Source organism: Dyella kyungheensis, from assembly GCF_016905005.1.
GTDB classification, from domain to species: Bacteria; Pseudomonadota; Gammaproteobacteria; order Xanthomonadales; family Rhodanobacteraceae; genus Dyella; species Dyella kyungheensis.
In genome coordinates this window covers 165,575-183,221 of sequence record NZ_JADIKC010000004.1, presented here as the reverse complement: position 1 = coordinate 183,221, position 17,647 = coordinate 165,575, and the positions used below count along the sequence as shown (strand labels likewise).

Below are 17,647 nucleotides of genomic sequence, written 5' to 3'. Positions count from 1 at the left end.
GAACCGCGGCAAATTATCCCCCCCCCGGGGGGCCGCGTCTAGGTCGCGCTAGACAGGCATGCAAGAATACGTAGTTCATTGGGATTGGAAGGACTCTATGAAGACTCTGCTGGTCACCGGAGGCGCCGGGTTTATTGGCGCCAATTTCGTCCTGAAGGCCGTTGCCGACGGCCTGCGCATCGTCAATCTCGACAAACTGACCTATGCCGGCAACCCCGACACGCTTTCGTCATTGTCACGAGACGAAGGTCACACCTTTGTGCAAGGCGACATCGGTGATCGCGAACTCGTTGCGGCTCTTCTGAAACAGCACAGCGTGGACGCCATCGTAAACTTTGCGGCCGAATCCCATGTGGACCGGTCTATCGACGGACCCGCGGCATTTGTCGAGACCAACGTCGTCGGCACGCTGGGCCTACTGGAGTGTGCCCGTGACTACTGGCGCGAACTGCCACAGGGAAGGCGCGAAACGTTCCGCTTTCTGCACGTGTCTACCGACGAGGTCTACGGATCGCTCGGGGCGACGGGCCTTTTCACTGAGAGCACGCCCTATGCGCCGAACTCTCCCTATTCCGCCTCGAAGGCTGCGTCGGATCACTTGGTCCGAGCGTTCCATCACACTTATGGCCTGCCAACAGTAACCACCAATTGTTCGAATAACTACGGCCCGTTCCAGTTTCCCGAAAAGCTTATCCCGCTGGTTATCCAGAAGGCGCTCGCGGGCGAGAGTCTTCCCGTGTACGGCGACGGGAAAAATGTGCGCGACTGGCTTTTTGTCGGCGACCATTGCAGCGCAATTCGACGCGTGCTCGAAGCGGGCCAGATTGGCGAAACCTATAATGTCGGCGGTAACGCAGAACGCGAAAATATTGTCGTCATCAAGACGATCTGCGCCTTGCTTGATCAACGCGCCCCACTCGCCAGCGGACAGCCGCGCGAGTCTCTCATTACTTATGTCCGAGATCGGCCTGGCCACGATCGCCGCTACGCCATCGACGCAGGCAAGCTCAAGCGGGAACTGCAGTGGTCGCCATCCCTGACTTTTGAAGATGGCATCGCCCAAACGGTCGACTGGTACATCAACCATCAACCATGGGTCCAGCGCGTGCTGGACGGCAGCTATCGAATGGAGCGCCTTGGCTCATGACTACCCCAAAGGGAATCATCCTCGCAGGCGGTTCTGGCACACGCCTGTACCCCATTACTCAGGCCGTTAGCAAGCAGCTGTTGCCTGTTTACGACAAGCCGATGGTGTACTACCCGCTTGCGACGCTGATGTTGGCAGGCATCAGGGACGTTCTGGTGATTAACACGCCACACGAGCAAGCGCTGTTCGAACGACTTCTGGGCGATGGCTCTCAATGGGGCATCAACATCCGCTACGCGGTGCAGCCTTCCCCTGACGGGTTGGCGCAGGCGTTCATTATTGGTCGTCAATTCATCGGCAATGATCCGTGCTGCCTAGTCCTTGGCGACAATATTTTCTACGGAGTCGGTCTGACCGATCGACTCAAGCGCGCGGCGCAGCGCACGTCGGGAGCGACGGTTTTCGGTTACTGGGTAAAAGACCCTGAGCGCTATGGCGTGGCAGAGTTCGACAGTACCGGCCGCGTCGTCGGACTGGAGGAGAAGCCTTCTGTACCCAAGTCAAACTATGCGGTGACGGGGCTGTACTTCTACGACAATCAGGTATGCAACTACGCCGCGGATTTAAGGCCGTCGGCTCGGGGTGAACTGGAGATCACCGATCTCAACCGTTGCTACCTTGAACAAGGCGCGCTCCACCTCGAGCAACTCGGTCGCGGTTATGCCTGGTTGGACACAGGCACGCACGATTCGCTCATGGAGGCCGGAAACTACATTCAAACCATCGAGAACCGGCAAGGCCTCAAAGTCTGCTGTCCCGAGGAAATTGCTTTCATCAACGAGTGGATCAATGAAGAACAGCTACTCAAGCTAGCCGCTCCTCTCGCCAAGACTGGTTACGGGCAATACCTTCAAAATCTAAGTACCAAGGCTCCTGTCCGATGAAAATTATTGAGACCTCTCTTCCGGGAGCTATTGTTCTCGAACCGCAGGTATTTGGCGATGCCCGTGGCTTTTTCTATGAAAGCTACAATAAGGCAAAATTCCACGAGGCCGGCATCCGCTCGGAATTCGTGCAATCCAATGTGTCACGCTCTGCTAAAGGCGTTCTGCGCGGACTGCACTACCAGTGGCCGAATCCACAAGGGAAGCTTGTGAGCGTGCTTGAAGGCGAGGTGTTCGACGTTGCTCTCGACATTCGTCACGGCTCTCCCTCGTTTGGTCAATGGGCGGGAGTAATGCTCAGCGCCGACAACCATCGCCACTTCTGGATTCCGGAAGGTTTCGCCCACGGTTTCTGCGTGCTTTCCGAGTTTGCCACCTTCACCTATCAGTGCTCGGCCTTGTATGACCCCAAAGCCGATGCGGGCGTGCGCTGGGATGATGCAGCGATCGGCATTGACTGGCCGCTGAGCTCTCCACTTCTATCCGACAAGGACAACAAGGCACCCTTGCTCAAGGACATCTCACTCGAGCGGCTGCCGGTCTGGGTGCCGGCCTCGTGACAATTCTGTTGCTTGGTGCCAACGGCCAGCTTGGCCAGACTTATCTTGCGCACCCCGAAATATCTGATATTGGAAAGCTCGTTCCCGCTACGCGCGATGGCCGCCTCTTAGACGGAACAGCATGCCAACAGGTCGATTTGTCGTCATCAGAAGAAACGACGACCCTACTAAACAGGATCCGGCCGAGCATCATCCTAAACGCCGCAGCCTATAACGCCGTAGATCAGGCAGAAGACGAACCGAAAAGAGCGTTTCGCATCAACCGTGATGTCGTCTCTGAACTTGGAAGTTGGGCCGCTGCAAACGACGCACTCGTCGTCCATTTTTCGACGGACTATGTTTTCGACGGCCGAAAGGAGCAGCCGTATGCTCCCAATGACCGAACCAATCCCCTGAGTACATACGGGCAAAGCAAACTGGCCGGCGAGGAAGTACTACGGAAATCGGGCGCCCGCCATCTGCTGCTGCGAACCGCCTGGGTATACTCAAATGCCGGCAATAATTTCATGAAGACCATGCTCCGGCTCGCACGGGAGCGTGACGAGGTTAGGGTCGTCGCCGACCAGCATGGCTCGCCGACTACGACACGCCTTATCGTCGAATCGTCGCTCCGTGCGCTCACGAGAATCCAGTCTTCGCCTTCGGACCATGCCTTGCTCGGTACCTACCATCTTGTGGCAAGTGGTAGCACTAGTTGGCATGGTTTCGCCAAGTCGATTTTCGACCGTGCTTTCGAGTTGGGGATGATTGCAAAGAGGCCACGACTTGAGGCGATCATGTCGGCGGAATTCAAGAGCAAGGCACACCGCCCCTCCTATTCCGTACTGGACAACCGATCCTTCCGCCAGGCTTTTGGAGTCGAACTGCCCGACTGGCGTCAAGGACTGGAAGAAACCCTTTCCTCAGCAAGACCCACTTGAGATCAATCTCATGCTCATCCCTTTGATTCTGAGCGGTGGCAGCGGCACCCGGCTTTGGCCAGTTTCCCGCAAAAACCTGCCAAAGCAGTTCCTCACATTGACGGGGAAGGAAACGCTGTTCCAGCAAACTCTACAACGCACGATCAAGTTGACTGGAAAAGCCACACCTATCGTGGTGGCGAGCGAGGACCATCGTTTTCTTGCCGCGGAACAACTTCTCGAACTTGGCATCAGCGGCGCGTGCATCTTGCTGGAGCCTGCCGCGCGCAATACGGCGCCCGCCATTGCATTGGGAGCCCTACAGGCCGTTGCGCAAGATCCAGACGCCATTCTATTGGTTTTGCCCGCTGACCATCTTATCGGAGATATCGCGGGCTTTGAGGCTGCAGTAGAGCGCGCCCTGCCAGCGGCTATGGCGGGCTGGTTGGTGACGTTTGGCGTCAAACCTGATCGGCCGGAAACAGGCTTCGGCTACATACGGCGTGGCGATAGCATTGACGCCCATGCATATCGGGTTGCCGAGTTTGTCGAAAAGCCCGCGCTTCATCTAGCAAAGGAGTATCTGACCAGCGGCCAGTACGCCTGGAACTCGGGCATGTTTCTTTTCAAGGCATCTCGCTACCTCGAGGAGCTTGCCGAACACGCCCCGGATATCTTTGCAGCCGTCCAGGAAGCCTACGCGCACGCCAAAACGGATCTGGACTTCATTCGTATCGATTACGACGCTTTCGCCAAGGTGCCGGACAACTCCATCGACTACGCCGTTCTGGAAAAAACGGCGCACGCCGCCGTAGTCCCCGTCGAATGCACCTGGAGCGACATAGGATCATGGTCGGCTCTTTGGCTCGCGGGACGGCGCGACGCTGACGGAAATCTGCGCGAAGGCGATACGATCGCGATCGATACAAAGAACTCCCTGATTCGCTCCCATGATCGCCACCTGCTTGCGGTCGTAGGACTCGATGACGTCGTTGTAGTTTCTACACCTGATGCAACCTTGGTCTCGCACCGCGGCGCTGCTCAGGACGTTAAGCGTGTTGTCGAAGAGCTGAAAGCCTCCGGACGGACAGAACACTCACTTCATCGAGTTGTGCGCCGTCCCTGGGGTAGCTACGACTCGCTGGAATCAGGCGACCGGTTTCAAGTAAAGCGGATCATAGTCAAACCTGGCGCTGCACTGAGCTTGCAGAAACATCATCACCGCGCTGAGCACTGGATCGTCGTCTCCGGAACGGCCGAGGTGACGTGCAACGACAAGACATTCTTGCTGGGCGAGAATCAAAGCACTTACATCCCACTCGGTAGCGTCCATCGCCTTAGCAACCCCGGGAAAGTTAATCTCGAAATGATCGAAGTCCAGTCCGGAAGCTACCTGGGCGAAGACGATATCGTGCGACTGGAAGACGTATACGGCCGCACCTGATGACAGGCGAAGCACGTTGTTCACATATAGCAAGGGCGGCCAATGCCGCCCTTGTCGTTTGCATCGAACGTCAACGTCACAATGCGCCGAGCGGCCGCCGGAATCTGACCAACGCAGCAAGCCACTGCGCAGTGAATATGATCAAGATCAAGCCAGGAATTTCGTAGTGCAGGCGCATGCGTGACGCGTCAGAAATGTACTGACTACCAAACAACCATTGGCTGGTGAGGCCTTCCGCCGCAAGCCACGCCGTCACGAAAACCACTGTGATGTTGAAACGTCTGGCGACCAGGATTGCAACTCCAAATCCAAGGACTAGAAGCGGCATCAGAGCCGCCACAAGCATCGCCACAGAAGTTGAGATATGTTCCATCAGTCCAATACTCAGCCGGGAGCGCACCGCCAGATTCGTATCCTCTAAATACGGAGCAACATAAGTGTCGAGAACCTGCCTCTTATAGTTCGCATAGCCGCCACTGATGAATGCCTCTGGCGCCGTGAGTAACAGGCGCAAATAGAAAGCCTTCATCTCGTTAAGCAGGCGTGGGTCCCACACATCGATGCCCTGCTGGCGAAAAGCGACCAAGAGCGCCCCTCGCTCCATGTCCCCATGTTCCATCAGGTAGCGAGAAGCCACCGGCGACACTTTGGGATCGCCCAAATTACGAGGACATCGACCCTGATCACAGGCCATCGAGACGAAGCCCAAAAGGTTGACTCCCGTATTATTGGGTCGACCTTGAAGCATGACGTTGTATGTGACTCCTGCGATCAAAGCAGGCAGCACCAAAAGCAGGAAAAGACACGCCTGCCAGCGCTCGACGGCATGTGACGCTCGCAATGCCCTGACCAGCACAAGCATGAACAAAGCACCGATGAAAGCCACATTGGCCGTGCGAACAAAGAGGATTGCGACGAGTGCGATGGCCAAAAACCACGCGATATAGCGGCGACGAGCGCGCAGTTGTTCCCAAAAGAAGAACGTAAGCGCAAAGGCGAAGAGGTTAAGCGTTTCGGTCAGCGGATTGGCGATGTAGAAGTAGGCTCGGATATTGACGAGCATAAAACCCGCGACCAACCAGCCACCAAATTTGTACAAGCGCTGCATCGGATAAAAGATCAGCACTATAGATGCAAAATACAGCGCCGCCTGGAAGGCAAATAACGCTTTCAAGCCCCAATGAGCGTTGACCTTGCCTGCCACATAAGGCCAGATCGGCTGGTAGTTCCAAAAATCAAAATGGTATTTAGGAACTACATAGGCGGGGGCATCTCCGTACAATGACAGAAACGTTGAAAACTGATTCAGTACAATGAGATACAACAGTAAGACACACGTCCATCCAAATAGATGTCGGAGTGCACGCTGCCACGGCGCGCCTGTCCAGCGGACGTTTGGCCAATAGGACTCGATCTCCGCATGATTCATTTGGAATGTAGCCCTTGGGGTGTGTTGACGAAGACAAGCCCGACAACCCGAAGCAAATTAGAGCCGACCGCCCTTATGACGCCACACCATTGAATATAACAGCAGCCTTACAAAATTGCCCGAATGTTGCTCCATTCGGTGACCCACCGCGTGACAAATCCGATCCGCTCGCTGCAACGAACCAACCAGCCTCACTTGCCCGAATGCTCGCGCACGCACTACAGCCACGATCGGCGCCCTCGCCCCCCCCCGAAACCTAGTGACGTCGCAAAAAGGGCACTGAACCAAACCCGACAGAACTTTGGCGTGAGGCCATTCGGGCGTACGGTCGTAGCCACGTCCGCCAACTGGAGGTTAGATCCGTGCGTCGCGACCGGGTTCAGTCCGGACGGCGGGCAATTGTTCTTTCCTGAGCACGGATCAGCTTCTCAAGCTCACGGGTTTTCGCCGCCATCAGCGCCAGATCGCCACGCGACTCCACGTTGAGGCGCAACAGCGGCTCCGTGTTTGACGTACGCAGATTGAATCGCCAGCTTCCAAAGTCGGCGCTCACACCATCGATGTTCTCGATGGTCGGCCTTTGCGGTTCGAAATGCTCAAGCACGCTCGCCACGGCGGTCTTTGCATCCTGCACCACAAAATTGATCTCACCACTGCACGGATAGGCTGCCATCCGCTCGGACAACATATCGGTGAGACTCGTATCAGCCTTTGAGAGACGCTCCGCGACGAGCAACCAGGGAATCATGCCCGAGTCGCAATAGGCGAATTCGCGGAAGTAGTGGTGCGCGCTCATTTCGCCACCGTAGATCGCGTCCTCGGCACGCATGCGTTCCTTGATGAAGGCATGCCCTGTCTTGCTTTCGATGGGAACACCACCTGCCTGCCGGACCATCTCGATCGTGTTCCAGGTCAGGCGTGGGTCGTGGATGATCTTGGCGCCCGGATGCTTCTTCAGCAACTGAGCCGCAAGCAGGCCGACGATGTAATAGCCCTCGATGAACTCTCCTTGCGCATCGAAGAAAAAGCAGCGGTCAAAATCACCGTCCCACGCAATGCCGAAATCCGCGCCATGCCGACGAACAGCCTCCGCTGTGGCGGCGCGGTTTTCCGGCAGAAGAGGATTGGGAATGCCGTTGGGAAAGCTGCCATCGGGCTCGTGATGAATGCGGATGAATTCCAGCGGCAGATGTTCGTCCAGCAGATCGATCACGCCGCCAGCACCGCCATTGCCCGCATTCACCACCACCTTGAGCGGTCGCATGGCTTGCGGATCGATATATCCCAACAGGTGCTGGATATAGGCTGACTTGTCGTGGTTGTGCGTAACATTTCCACGCATCGAAGAGGCCGCGCCAAATTCATTCGCCTCGACCAGGCGTTCGATATCGCGCAATCCGCTGTCGCCGCTGATGGGGCGCGCGCCTTCGCGAACCAGCTTCATGCCGTTGTAGTCGATGGGATTGTGGCTCGCAGTGACCATGATGCCGCCGGCCACCTGACGGTGAAATGTCTGAAAGTAGACTTCCTCCGTGCCGCACAAGCCGATGTCGATCGCATCGCGTCCTTCGTCATTCAAGCCGCGAATGATCGCTTCGGCAAAGGCAGGGCTGTCACGGCGTATGTCGAAGCCAACCACGACCGCACCCTCGCCTACCGTCCGGGCGAAGGCACGCCCCAGCCGATAGGCAATATCGGCATTCAGTTCATCGGGCACACGGCCGCGGATGTCGTACGCCTTGAAACACTTCATGGGCGAAAGCCGGCTAAAGAAAGGCCTTCATTGTAGCGTCTTGAGCGTGGCCGCCCATGAAGGGGCAGCCGCGCTGCATTGCGCGATTTCGTCGCAGTTACGGAGGACTACGCGAAGAGGTTCAGCTGGAAACGATGGCGCGCCGAAGCGCGCACCGGTCACTCCACCGTCACCGACTTCGCCAAATTGCGCGGCTGATCCACATCCGTACCACGCAGCACCGCCACGTGATACGCGAGCAACTGCAGCGGCACGGTGAACACAGCCGGGGCGATGAAATCGCCGCCGCCGTTGATGCGCAGCGTGACGCCGCGGGCGCCGTTGCCTTCCAGGCTGGCTTCGCCGTCGGCGAAGACCAGCAGTTCGCCGCCGCGGGCGCGGACTTCCTGCAGGTTGGATTTGAGCTTGTCCAGCAGCGGGCCGTTGGGGGCGACGGCGATCACGGGCATGTCTTCGTCCACCAGAGCGAGCGGGCCGTGTTTCAGTTCGCCGGCGGGGTAGGCCTCGGCGTGGATATAGGAGATTTCCTTGAGCTTGAGCGAGCCTTCCAGGGCCACCGGATACTGGGCGCCGCGCCCCAGGAACAGCGCGTGCTGGCGGTGGATCAGATGCTCGGCCAGATCGATCACCTGCGGTTCCAGCTTGAGCGCATCTTCGAGCGCGCGCGGCAGATGCTGCAGCTGGGCGCAAAGATCGATGTAGCGGCCGTTGTCCATGCCGCGGTGGTGCGCCAGGTGCAACGTCAGCAAGCCGAGGGCAGCGAGCTGGGTGGTGAAGGCCTTGGTGGAGGCCACGCCGATTTCCGGGCCCGCGCGCGTCATCAACTTGAGGTCGGACTCGCGGACCACGGACGACTCGGGCACGTTGCAGATCGCCAGCGTGCCCAGATAGCCACGGCGACGCGATTCGCGCATCGCGGCCAGCGTATCGGCCGTTTCGCCGGATTGGGAAATGGCCACGAACAAGGTTCCATCCGGCACCACGGCTTCGCGGTAGCGGTACTCGCTGGCCACTTCCACGCTCACCGGCAGGCGCGCGTGCTCTTCGATCCAGTACTTGGCCACCAGACCCGCGTGATAGCTGGTGCCGCAAGCGATGATGTGCAGGCCGCGCACCTTGGCGAGCAGCTCGTCGCCGTCCACGCCGAAGATGTTCGGCAACACGCCGTGCGGACCGATGCGCGCTTCCAGCGTGGCGGCCACGGCGGCGGGCTGCTCGAAGATTTCCTTCTGCATGTAGTGGCGGTATTCGCCCCGCTCCACCGCATCGGCGGAGAGTTCGCTCTCATGCATGGAACGTTCGACGCGCTGTCCGTGCAGGTTGTAGATGTCCACCTGGTCGCGGGTGATTTCGGCGACGTCGTCCTCGTCGAGATAGATGATCTTGTTGGTCACCTGGATCAGCGCCTGCGCATCCGATCCCAGGAAGTGCTCGCCGATGCCCACGCCCACCAACAACGGCGCACCGTGGCGCGCTCCCACCACGCGACCCGGTTCCTTGCTGCTGACGACGGCGATGGCATAGGCGCCCTCGAGTTCGCGCACGGTGGCCAGCACGGCATCACGCAGGTTCATGCCCGACTGCACGTGTTCGTTGATCAGTGCCGCCATCACTTCGGTATCGGTTTCCGAAGTGAATACGTGGCCGCGCGACTGCAGATCCGCGCGCAGGCTGGCGTAGTTCTCGATGATGCCGTTGTGCACCAAGGCTACGCTGCCCGCCATGTGCGGATGCGCATTCGCTTCATTGGGCACGCCGTGCGTCGCCCAGCGGGTGTGCGCGATGCCGGTGCCACCAGGGAACGGCTCCGCCAGATAGAGGGCTTCCATCTCACGCACCTTGCCCTTGGCGCGCACGCGGCGGATCTCGCCGCGATCGAGCACGGCCAGGCCGGCTGAATCGTAACCGCGGTATTCGAGCGCCTTGAGGCCGGCAATCAGCAAGGGGGCCACATCACGCTGGGCGGCGGCGGCAACGATTCCACACATAAGCTGTTACTCCTTGAAGCAGCGCGGACTATGACAGTCGCGAAAACGCGACTGTGGCCGCAACCGATTTCAGCAAACTTTCGTGGCGATGGGCGGGTATTCCGATGGCCTATGCTGAACGCCTCGCCGCCCGCGCTTCAATGCACCTTGCGGCGTAGATAGTTCAGCAGATCGATGCGGGTGATCAGGCCCAGGAACTGGTCGCCGTCCACCACGATGGCCACGTGTCCGCGGTCGAACACGGGCAACAGGGATTCGATCGGCGAGCGCACGTCCAGCATGTGCAGGCTGGTGATCATGGCGGTGGACACCGGGTCGCGGAACCGGGCTTCGTCCACGTGCACGTGCATCAGCACGTCCGATTCATCGAGAATGCCGACCAGGCGGCTGCCATCCATCACCGGCAGCTGCGAGACGTCGTACAGCTTCATGCGCGTGTAGGCGGTCATCAGCAACTCGTTCGGGCCGATCACCACCGTGTCGCGCTGGGCGAACGGGCGCAGCAGCAGGTCGCGCAGGTCGCCGTGCTGCTCGCGCTCGATGAAGCCGTTGTCGAGCATCCAGTAGTCGTTGTACATCTTCGACAGGTACTTGTTGCCCGTGTCGCAGACCAGCGTGACCACGCGCTTGGGCGTCGTCTGCTCGCGGCAATAACGCAGCGCGGCAGCCAGCAGGGTGCCCGTGGACGAGCCGCCGAGGATGCCCTCCTTCGCCAGCAGCTCGCGCGCGGCCAGGAAGCTCTCCTTGTCGGGAATGGCATAGGCCTTCTTCACGCGGGTGAAGTCGCTGATGCCCGGCAGGAAGTCCTCGCCGATGCCTTCGACCATCCAGCTGCCCGATTTGGTCGAGAGCACGCCTTCGTTGATGTACTGCGCAAGGATCGAGCCCACCGGATCGGCCAACACGAAGTCGGTCTCCGGCGAATGCTGGGCGAAGAACTTCGACAGGCCGCTGAGCGTGCCCGAGGAGCCGCAGCCAACCACGATGGCGTCGACCTTGCCATCCAGCTGCGCCAGGATTTCCGGGCCGGTGGTGGCGATATGCGCCGCCGGATTGTCCGGGTTGCCGAACTGGTTGATGAAATAGGCGCCGGGCGTTTCGCGCGCAATCCGCTCGGCCATGTCCTGGTAGTACTCCGGATGGCCCTTGGCCACGTCCGAACGGGTGAGCACCACTTCGGCGCCCATCGCCTTGAGGTTGAAGATCTTCTCGCGGCTCATCTTGTCGGGCACCACCAGGATCAGGCGGTAGCCCTTCTGCTGCGCCACCAGCGCCAGGCCCAGGCCGGTATTGCCGGCCGTGCCTTCCACCAGCGTGTCGCCGGGGCGGATCTTGCCGGCCTTTTCGGCGCCGTCGATCATCGACAGGCCGATGCGGTCCTTGACGGAGCCGCCGGGATTGGCGCTTTCCAGCTTGAGGAACAGCTCACACGGTCCAACGTCCAGGCGCTGCGCGCGTACCATCGGGGTACGTCCGATCAGTTCGAGGACACTCTGGTGGACCGACATAAGAACTCCTTGCTGTAGTCAGCGGCCGCTTCTTGGTGGCCGCTCGGAAAGGCGATGATAACCGAGCCCGGCTTGGCCCCCACGCGGATGCCGGAAACGACGCGGCCCCGGAGCCGTGAGGCGCCGGGGCCGCGTTCATGCGAAAACGTCGCAGAATCAGTTGATGTGGTGCGCTCGGTTGTCCCACATGCGCTGGAGTCGCTCCTTCGCGTGGAGTTTCTCCTTCTTCATGCCCGATAACGTCATGTCATCGATGGGAAGCACGCCGATTTCGGCATCGTGCACCTTGCTGTCGAGTTCTTTGTGATGCTGGTAGAGCCGGCGAAATTCGGCATCTGCCTTCATCAATGCTTCGACATCATCACGCTGCTGGTTTTCAAACATGATCGAACCTCCTCTGGCGAGAACGGCAGGCACCTGACAGGGACGCCTGCTGACGAGGAATCACGCACACGCACCCGCTATCCATGCCGGTCGACCGGTGCACGGATAACGATGAAAGGGGAAGAATGGGTGCATGACTCAGGTCGGTGACCCAGGACGCGGAGATGCCCCCTGGGAACTTGACCCTACTCCCCGATTTGGGGTCATGCAAGCGTCATTTGGCCCGCCACGAACGATGGAACTTTCTGAAAAAAGAGTGCCAGAACAGTCTTTTGCGCAACACCAACGCCGCCGTTGCGAAACTTGAACAGAGTCGTCCGCGAACCCCGTTGTCTCGACCATGGGACAGACAAATAAAAAGGCCGACGGAGTGACCGCCGGCCTTTCGAGCACATCGAGGATCGGGACTTACTTGCCCTGATCCTTGTTGGTCGAGCCGTCGCCCTGCATCTGCTGACGCATGGCGCGCGCCGCCTGGGCAGCCAGGTCAGCCTGCTTCTTGGCTGCATTGGCGACCTTGGCCTGGGCCGCCGCCAGTTTCTTGGCCTGGTCGGCCTGGGCCTGGGCCTGGGCGGCCGCTTCAGCGCCCGCGGCAAGCTGGCGATCGGACTCTTCCTGGGCCGCCTGGTATTGCAGGCGCTGGCGTTCGAGTTCGCGGCGCGCCATTTCCGTCTCGCGGCGGCTGCCATCGAGCTGAATCTGGTCGTGCTCGCGATCGAGCTTGCCGATCTGCAACTGGGCGTCCTGCAACTGCGCCGTGGCGCGGGCCAGGTCGACCCGGCGCTCCGCGATGTAGAGCGCATGCGCGCGATCGCGCGAACGGGCCTGGGAGAGCTGGTTCACGGCGTCACGGGCGCGCGCCTGCTCGGCCTGCGCATAGGTGCCGATGGACGGGTCGCTGGAGAGCTGGTCGAGGCTGTTGTTCAGCCGCGCCACGTCCATGTCGTCCTTGGCGGCATGGGCAGCGCCCACGGCGGCCAAGGCGAACACCAGCGTCGAAAGCTGGAGGGTCAGTTTTTTCATAGGTGGCCTCCCTGGTCAGTGCTCGACGATGGAGCCGGCTGGTCGGGATTGGGATTCTGCGGATAGGTCTGGAAACCCTGCCCCTGCGGTACCGGCTCACCCAAGGCGGAACTCGGCGGCGCGGGCATGTCCGTCGTCTGCTGCGGGGGCGGCAAGTTGGCGGGCTGGTTCTGGTCCTGCTGTTGCTGGTCGGCCAGGGATTGGTCGATCTGCTCGCGCAGTTGCTGGTTTGCCGAGGTCTTGTTCTGGATCTGCGACCGCGCCGCACCCAGGCGGGCCTTGGCGCGGGCCAGTTCGGCGCTGGCCCGGGCTTCGTCGGCCAGTTGGGCGGCGACGTCGTAGTCGCGCTTGGCCATGGCGTTCTGGGCCTGCTGGAACTTGTCCTGGGCGTTGCCCAGGTCAATCGGGTCGTAGACCGCGGCGTCGGCATCGCGTGCCGCCCGCAGCTGAGCCTGCGCCTGATTCAGGATCCCGTCCGGCGGCGGCGTGGACGCGCAACCGGCCAACGCCAGCGTCATGGCCAGCGTCAGGGTCGAAACCGCCAAACGGGCAACCGGGGGTCGCTGTCTCGGCGGGGAAAAGATGTGCACCATCACTCAGTCCTCTCAGAGTGTCACAGCGTATTGTGGGCGGGCATAATCCACTTTAGCAATGCGCACGGAACTAGGGGATTCGAGTGGACATTGGTTATTTCCTCAAGCTAATGGTTGACAAGGGCGCGTCGGATATGTTCCTGACGACGGGCGCCCCTGTGAACATTAAGGTCGAGGGCAAGCTTTACCCGCTGGGCAATACCGGCCTGCCCAGCGGCATGGTGAAGAAAATCGCCTATTCGCTGATGGACGAGGGCCAGGTACCGCAGTTCGAGCGCGACCTGGAACTGAACATGGCACTGGCCGTCAAGGAAGCCGGCCGTTTCCGCATCAACGTGTTCAAGCAGCGCGGCGAAGTGGGCATGGTCATCCGTGCCATCAAGAGCGAAATTCCCAGCATCGATCAGCTGCAGCTGCCGAGCATCTTCCGCGAGCTGATCATGGAGCCGCGCGGCCTGATCCTGGTGGTGGGTGCCACCGGCTCGGGCAAGTCGACCACGCTGGCGGCGATGATCGACCACCGCAACCAGAATTCCTCGGGCCACATCCTCACCATCGAGGACCCGATCGAATACCTGCACCGGCACAAGAAATCCATCGTCAACCAGCGCGAAGTCGGCCTGGATACGCACAGCTATCACGAGGCCCTGCGCAACGCGATGCGCGAGGCGCCGGACGTGATCATGATCGGCGAGATCCGAGACACCGACACCATGGAAGCGGCCATTTCGTTCTCCGAAACCGGTCACCTGTGCCTGGCCACGCTGCACTCGAACAACGCCGACCAGACGCTGGAACGCATCCTCAACTTCTTCCCGGAATCGGCGCACAAGAACGTGCTGATGAACCTCGCGCTCAACCTGCGCGCGGTGATCAGCCAGCGCCTGGTGATCGGCAAGGACGGCCGCCGCCTGCCGGCGACCGAAGTGCTGCTCAACACACCGCTGATCCGCGACATGATCCGCCGCGGCCAGGTGCACGACGTCAAGGAAGCGATGGACCGCAGCCTGCAGGAAGGCATGCAAACCTTCGACCAGTCGCTCTATCGCCTGTACAAGGAAGGCCGCATCGAGTTGGAGGAAGCGCTCAACAAGGCCGACTCGCGCGATGGCCTGGCGCTCAAGATCCGCCTGTCCGACAGCGGCGGCAACACCGAGAGCACCGAACTGGTCGGCAACGACCCGTACGGGCTGGGCTTCTAGACACAAGCCCTGCCGCGCGGCTTCAAGTCCCCTCACCGTCATTCCGGCGCACGCCGGAATCCAGTAGCGAATGCGCCAGGTTGTCGCGTCAGGGCCCCAAGCTCTTGGCGAAAACCTGGAACTGCGGCCACTGGATTCCGGCGTGCGCCGGAATGACGGTGAGGTGAAGATCCACCGCTCGAACTGCGTTAGAAAAAAAGTCTCAAGCCGCAGTCGGAGCATCAGGCTGGGCTTCCGGCGCAGCCTTCTGAAACGCCTGCAGCTCTTGGCAAGCCTCATGGATCCGGTTGATGGTCGGGTAATCATCCATCGGCAGCTTCCAACGCACGGCGTTGTACACCTGCGGCACCAGGCAGGCATCGGCCATGCCGGGGCTATCGCCATGGCAGAACCGACCGGTCGCCACGTTGCCCGCCAGCATCGCTTCCAGCGCCTGCAGGCCCAGGCTGATCCAGTGGCGCGACCACACGCCCTTACCCGCATCGTCCGCCCCCAGCTGAGCGGTCAGGTACTGCAGCACGCGCAGATTGCCCAGCGGATGCAGGTCGCAGGAGATGACCTGCGAGAGCGCGCGAACGCGTGCCCGACCGGCCGGAACCGATGGCAGCAGCGGCGGCTCGGGGTGGGTTTCGTCGAGGTACTCCATGATCGCCATCGACTGGGTGAAGACCTGGCCGTCATCGACCAGGCAGGGCACCAGTTCCTGCGGGTTCAAGGCCTGGAAGTCCGGCTGGTGCTGCTCGCCGCCGTGATTGAGCAGGTGCACCGCCTTGTGCTCATACGGCAGGCCTTTCAGGTTCAGGGCAATGCGCACCCGGTAGGCCGCGCTGGAGCGCCAGTAGCCGTACAAGACCCGTTGCTGACCCATGACTTTGCCCTTCCGCTGAGATCCCAGAACCCTAGGATACCTGTCGCGCGGTTTGCATCGCCGGGAAACGGGCAGGACAATAGGCGGTTCGCGCCCTATGGCGTCCGCATCCATGCATCCATCCCGAGGGAGTTCCGCCGTGTCCGTTACCCGCATGAGCGATCTTGATCTGCGCGGCAAGCGCGTGCTGATTCGCGAAGACCTGAACGTACCGATCGAGAACGGCCGGATCACTTCCACCCAGCGCCTGGACGCCGCCCTGCCCACCCTCAAAGCCGCCCGCGATGCCGGCGCCAAGGTGATGGTGCTCTCGCACCTGGGTCGTCCGAAGGAAGGCCAGTTCGACGCCGAGTCCTCGCTGGCGCCCGTCGCCAAGTGGCTGGGCGACAAGCTCGGCCAGCCGGTGCGCCTGGTGGCCGACTACCTCGACGGCGTCGACGTCGCCGAGGGCGAAGTGGTGGTGCTCGAGAATTGCCGCATGAACGTCGGCGAAGGCAAGGACGACGATGCGCTGGCCAAGAAGTACGCCGCGCTGTGCGACATCTTCGTCATGGATGCCTTCGGCACCGCGCACCGCGCCCAGGCATCCACCCATGGCGTGATCAAGTTCGCCCCGATCGCCGCTGCCGGCCCGCTGCTGTCGGCCGAGCTGGACGCACTGGGCAAGGCGCTGGAACAACCTGCCCGCCCGCTGCTGGCCATCGTCGCCGGCTCCAAGGTCTCGACCAAGCTCACCCTGCTGGAAAACCTGATCGGCAAGGTCGATCAGCTGATCGTGGGCGGCGGCATCGCCAACACCTTCATCGCGGCCATGGGTTACTCGGTGGGCAACTCGCTGTATGAGCCCGACCTCATCGGCGCTGCCAAGAAAGTGATCGCCGACGCCAAGCGCCGCAACGCCGATGTTCCGCTGCCGGTCGATGTGGTGGTGGCACCGGAGTTCTCCGCGCATGCACCCGCCACGGTGAAGCCGGTGGACGAAGTGAAGGAAGGCGAGCTGATCCTCGACATCGGGCCCGAGACCGCCCGCCGCTACGCCGAAATGATCGCCAAGGCAGGCACGGTGGTGTGGAACGGCCCGGTCGGCGTGTTCGAGTTCGACGCCTTCGGCCACGGCACCGAAACGCTGGCGCGTGCCGTTGCCGCCTCGCCGGCCTTCTCCATCGCCGGTGGCGGCGACACGCTCGCAGCGGTGGACAAGTACGGCATCGAAAAAGACGTGTCGTACATCTCCACCGGCGGCGGTGCCTTCCTCGAATTCCTGGAAGGCAAGGAACTGCCGGCGGTGGCAGCCCTCAAGGCACGCGCAGGAAAGTAATGCTCTGTCTGTTTGATCTCGATGGCACGCTGATCGACTCGGAGATCGGGATCCTGGGCTGCGTCCGCCATGCGCTGACGCAGCTGGGCGTGGCGCATCCTGCGGAGATGCGCCACTGGATCGGTCCGCCGCTGCGGCACAGCTTCGCACCGCTGCTCGACCACGATCACGATCGTGTCGAACAGGCGGTGGAGTTCTACCACGAGCGCTTCCATGCGATCGGCTGGCAGGAACACACGGTCTATCCCGGCATCGAGTCGATGATCGGGCGCCTTCAGGCGGCCGGCCACACCCTGGCCGTAGTCACCAGCAAACCGGAACGGCACGCGCGGCCGATCATCGAACACCTGCCGTTCGGCGCCGCGTTCAGCCGTCTATATGGCCCGGACCCGTCCAGCCCGCACAGCGAAAAAGCCACCATGATTGCCGCCGCCCTGGCCGATTTCAACGCGGAGCCGGAGCACGCGGTGATGATCGGCGACCGCCATTTCGACATCGACGGCGCGGTGGCCAACCGCGTTCGCGGCGTCGGCGTGCTGTGGGGGTTCGGCACCCGTGCGGAGCTTGAAAAGGCCGGCGCGGATGAACTGGCGCGCGATCCGGAACATCTGGCGCAATTGCTGACCAGCTAAGCCCATAACTGTGGG

The 17,647-nt window shown here is 61.0% G+C and carries 16 protein-coding genes; 8 read left to right on the top strand and 8 right to left on the bottom strand.

The window, feature by feature from the left end; all coding sequences use genetic code 11:
* Positions 1-97: 97 nt before the first annotated feature.
* Genes rfbB through ISP20_RS10775 form a run of 5 tightly spaced genes read left to right on the top strand, consistent with a single transcriptional unit; the run spans position 98 to position 4,934 of the window.
* Positions 98-1,147: a dTDP-glucose 4,6-dehydratase gene (gene rfbB, locus ISP20_RS10795; protein ID WP_204636099.1), complete on the top strand. Its 1,050-nt coding sequence runs from the start codon at positions 98-100 to the stop codon at positions 1,145-1,147.
* Entirely contained in the window at positions 1,144-2,031 is an 888-nt protein-coding gene (rfbA, locus tag ISP20_RS10790) for a glucose-1-phosphate thymidylyltransferase RfbA (protein WP_204636098.1), read from the top strand. The genes rfbB and rfbA overlap by 4 nt, the downstream gene beginning before the upstream one ends.
* The gene (gene rfbC, locus ISP20_RS10785) at positions 2,028-2,591 is read left to right on the top strand and encodes a dTDP-4-dehydrorhamnose 3,5-epimerase (RefSeq protein ID WP_204636097.1); all 564 of its coding nucleotides are present in this window, start codon (positions 2,028-2,030) and stop codon (positions 2,589-2,591) included. Before rfbA ends, rfbC begins: the two co-directional genes overlap by 4 nt.
* A complete protein-coding gene (gene rfbD / locus ISP20_RS10780; protein ID WP_204636096.1) occupies positions 2,588-3,511 on the top strand; it encodes a dTDP-4-dehydrorhamnose reductase in 924 nt (307 codons plus the stop codon). Before rfbC ends, rfbD begins: the two co-directional genes overlap by 4 nt.
* A 10-nt stretch (positions 3,512-3,521) precedes the next feature.
* Positions 3,522-4,934: a mannose-1-phosphate guanylyltransferase/mannose-6-phosphate isomerase gene (locus ISP20_RS10775; RefSeq protein WP_204636095.1), complete on the top strand. Its 1,413-nt coding sequence runs from the start codon at positions 3,522-3,524 to the stop codon at positions 4,932-4,934.
* Positions 4,935-5,010: 76 nt separating this feature from the next.
* Here the strand turns inward: ISP20_RS10775 and ISP20_RS10770 are convergent, their stop codons facing one another.
* From ISP20_RS10770 to ISP20_RS10740, 7 genes are all read right to left on the bottom strand, one after another.
* Positions 5,011-6,258, bottom strand: coding sequence for a hypothetical protein (locus ISP20_RS10770; protein ID WP_204636094.1), 1,248 nt, complete (start codon positions 6,256-6,258; stop codon positions 5,011-5,013).
* Between the two features lie 484 nt (positions 6,259-6,742).
* Positions 6,743-8,116, bottom strand: coding sequence for a phosphohexomutase domain-containing protein (locus tag ISP20_RS10765; protein WP_204636093.1), 1,374 nt, complete (start codon positions 8,114-8,116; stop codon positions 6,743-6,745).
* Positions 8,117-8,274: 158 nt separating this feature from the next.
* Entirely contained in the window at positions 8,275-10,104 is a 1,830-nt protein-coding gene (gene glmS, locus ISP20_RS10760) for a glutamine--fructose-6-phosphate transaminase (isomerizing) (protein ID WP_204636092.1), read from the bottom strand.
* 137 nt (positions 10,105-10,241) lie between these two features.
* Complete coding sequence (locus ISP20_RS10755; protein ID WP_204636091.1) at positions 10,242-11,612, bottom strand: pyridoxal-phosphate dependent enzyme; 1,371 nt, start codon at positions 11,610-11,612, stop codon at positions 10,242-10,244.
* 156 nt (positions 11,613-11,768) lie between these two features.
* The gene (locus tag ISP20_RS10750; RefSeq protein ID WP_204636090.1) at positions 11,769-11,996 is read right to left on the bottom strand and encodes an HP1242/YdcH family protein; all 228 of its coding nucleotides are present in this window, start codon (positions 11,994-11,996) and stop codon (positions 11,769-11,771) included.
* 408 nt (positions 11,997-12,404) lie between these two features.
* Positions 12,405-13,019 carry a DUF4398 domain-containing protein gene (locus tag ISP20_RS10745; RefSeq protein ID WP_204636089.1) on the bottom strand — a complete coding sequence of 205 codons (615 nt, stop codon included), beginning with the start codon at positions 13,017-13,019 and terminating at the stop codon, positions 12,405-12,407.
* Complete coding sequence (locus ISP20_RS10740; protein ID WP_239535665.1) at positions 13,016-13,564, bottom strand: DUF4398 domain-containing protein; 549 nt, start codon at positions 13,562-13,564, stop codon at positions 13,016-13,018. The genes ISP20_RS10745 and ISP20_RS10740 overlap by 4 nt, the downstream gene beginning before the upstream one ends.
* A gap of 131 nt (positions 13,565-13,695) precedes the next feature.
* Here ISP20_RS10740 and ISP20_RS10735 point away from each other — a divergent pair, with 131 nt between their 5' ends.
* The gene (locus tag ISP20_RS10735; RefSeq protein WP_204636088.1) at positions 13,696-14,814 is read left to right on the top strand and encodes a PilT/PilU family type 4a pilus ATPase; all 1,119 of its coding nucleotides are present in this window, start codon (positions 13,696-13,698) and stop codon (positions 14,812-14,814) included.
* Between the two features lie 202 nt (positions 14,815-15,016).
* Here the strand turns inward: ISP20_RS10735 and maiA are convergent, their stop codons facing one another.
* Positions 15,017-15,682, bottom strand: coding sequence for a maleylacetoacetate isomerase (maiA, locus tag ISP20_RS10730; protein ID WP_204636087.1), 666 nt, complete (start codon positions 15,680-15,682; stop codon positions 15,017-15,019).
* 139 nt (positions 15,683-15,821) lie between these two features.
* Here maiA and ISP20_RS10725 point away from each other — a divergent pair, with 139 nt between their 5' ends.
* Both ISP20_RS10725 and ISP20_RS10720 read left to right on the top strand, forming a co-directional pair.
* The gene (locus ISP20_RS10725; protein ID WP_204636086.1) at positions 15,822-17,000 is read left to right on the top strand and encodes a phosphoglycerate kinase; all 1,179 of its coding nucleotides are present in this window, start codon (positions 15,822-15,824) and stop codon (positions 16,998-17,000) included.
* Positions 17,000-17,632: an HAD hydrolase-like protein gene (locus ISP20_RS10720; RefSeq protein ID WP_204636085.1), complete on the top strand. Its 633-nt coding sequence runs from the start codon at positions 17,000-17,002 to the stop codon at positions 17,630-17,632. Before ISP20_RS10725 ends, ISP20_RS10720 begins: the two co-directional genes overlap by 1 nt.
* The last annotated feature ends 15 nt before the right edge of the window (positions 17,633-17,647 follow it).

Excerpts from the sequence above, each read along its gene's own strand:
- rfbB (WP_204636099.1), top strand. The coding sequence starts at position 98 with ATGAAGACTCTGCTGGTCACCGGAGGCGCCGGGTTTATTGGCGCCAAT.
- rfbA (WP_204636098.1), top strand. The coding sequence starts at position 1,144 with ATGACTACCCCAAAGGGAATCATCCTCGCAGGCGGTTCTGGCACACGC.
- rfbC (WP_204636097.1), top strand. The coding sequence starts at position 2,028 with ATGAAAATTATTGAGACCTCTCTTCCGGGAGCTATTGTTCTCGAACCG.
- ISP20_RS10775 (WP_204636095.1), top strand. The coding sequence starts at position 3,522 with ATGCTCATCCCTTTGATTCTGAGCGGTGGCAGCGGCACCCGGCTTTGG.
- ISP20_RS10765 (WP_204636093.1), bottom strand. The coding sequence starts at position 8,116 with ATGAAGTGTTTCAAGGCGTACGACATCCGCGGCCGTGTGCCCGATGAA.
- glmS (WP_204636092.1), bottom strand. The coding sequence starts at position 10,104 with ATGTGTGGAATCGTTGCCGCCGCCGCCCAGCGTGATGTGGCCCCCTTG.
- ISP20_RS10755 (WP_204636091.1), bottom strand. The coding sequence starts at position 11,612 with ATGTCGGTCCACCAGAGTGTCCTCGAACTGATCGGACGTACCCCGATG.
- ISP20_RS10750 (WP_204636090.1), bottom strand. The coding sequence starts at position 11,996 with ATGTTTGAAAACCAGCAGCGTGATGATGTCGAAGCATTGATGAAGGCA.
- ISP20_RS10745 (WP_204636089.1), bottom strand. The coding sequence starts at position 13,019 with ATGAAAAAACTGACCCTCCAGCTTTCGACGCTGGTGTTCGCCTTGGCC.
- maiA (WP_204636087.1), bottom strand. The coding sequence starts at position 15,682 with ATGGGTCAGCAACGGGTCTTGTACGGCTACTGGCGCTCCAGCGCGGCC.
- ISP20_RS10720 (WP_204636085.1), top strand. The coding sequence starts at position 17,000 with ATGCTCTGTCTGTTTGATCTCGATGGCACGCTGATCGACTCGGAGATC.